Raw genomic sequence first — 1275 nt, 5'->3', positions numbered from 1 at the left:
TTTTTGAGTAACAGCTTGCCTGAGATTCAAAGGTGGCTACTTTTAGCTGAACTCATTTTTTAGTCTAAACTACAGTTTTTCAAACAAGCCTAAATTATTCATTGCATTGCCCCGATTGTTCCAGGCTTCGTGATAATCTGGTTTGATTTCTAAGGCTTTGTCGTAGGAGGCTATCGCTTCTTGAAATTTCCCTGAATTACCCAGTGTAACGCCCTGATTGTAACAGGCTTCGGGATCTTGTTTCATTTCTAAAGCTTCGTCGAAAAAGGCGGTTGCTTTTTCAAACAAGCCTAAGCCTAAATTGTACAGTTCATTCCAATCCATAATGGCTCACCTCATGGCTCAAATTGTGCAAGACTATCTTGAAATTGCTTAATTCCTTTAATCAGCCGAGGAAATTTTTAATGATTTTAAAGTATTTTTGGCAATTTCAATGTTGCTTCAGACTAACACAACCGAACTAAGCTGACAATATCTGAGTCGCCGTCAGCACTAATTCTGGAAAAGTCGGCGAAACAATTTGTTCATTATCTCTAAACTGAGTGCGGTGATATTTGCCTTCAGCATTTAGAGAAAACACAAATACCGTCGGAATTTTAGGGTTGCCCAAATACTCTCTTTTTCCAATTGCTAAATAATCAATAATCCAGTATTCAGCAATGCCCAAGCGTTCATATTCATCTAGCTTATCAACATAATCATCTTCCCAATTAGTTGATACTACCTCGACAGCTACCTGAATCGGCGATTCCAGTGCGGCATAAGCTTTGCGTTCACCACGCCACAAAGTGCGATCGATAACACTGACATCAGGAACTCGTCCTTGTTCTGTACCTTCTTTTGTGGTAGTTTTAATCGTGATACCTCGTTTTACTACATAGTTGAGTTTCAGGCGATCGATATCTTGATAAAACTGTCTGTCTGTAAATTCAGCCACGTCATCGTCATTTCTGGTAATTGCTATTTTGACAATCTCTCAGTTCACCAATTCTTAAAGACTATCTTCCGGGCAAATTGCAATAAATTCGTTAAAAATTAAATTAGTGTTTTGCGGTGCAATCATGTTATTTAATTTGATCCCAACTTGACACTAAATTACTAAATAATTAATAATTATTAGGGTGCGCCGAACAACCCCTTACTGATAATTCGTTGGTGGGGGGCGGGTTTTTGAGATTGTCGGTTTTAGGCAATTTTTGTTTGTAAAACCCGCCCCTTGTATCTTAAAAGAGTGAGCTAGCCGATCGCCACGTCATTGATTCGATCATACCGACA

At 38.8% G+C, this 1275-nt stretch carries 2 protein-coding genes; both read right to left on the bottom strand.

The genetic code is table 11. From position 1 onward, the window contains the following. Positions 1–69 precede the first annotated feature (69 nt). Positions 70–324, bottom strand: a complete 255-nt coding sequence (locus QUA33_RS28085) for a tetratricopeptide repeat protein (RefSeq protein ID WP_333153056.1) — start codon at positions 322–324, stop codon at positions 70–72. 136 nt (positions 325–460) lie between these two features. Further along, entirely contained in the window at positions 461–937 is a 477-nt protein-coding gene (locus QUA33_RS28080) for a Uma2 family endonuclease (protein WP_333153053.1), read from the bottom strand. Positions 938–1275: the final 338 nt, after the last annotated feature.

The sequence above is a fragment of the Microcoleus sp. Pol14D4 genome (assembly GCF_036701245.1).
Taxonomy (GTDB): domain Bacteria; phylum Cyanobacteriota; class Cyanobacteriia; order Cyanobacteriales; family Microcoleaceae; genus Microcoleus.
The sequence above is the reverse complement of the archived record's forward strand: the minus strand, read 5'-3'. Positions and strand labels throughout refer to the sequence as shown.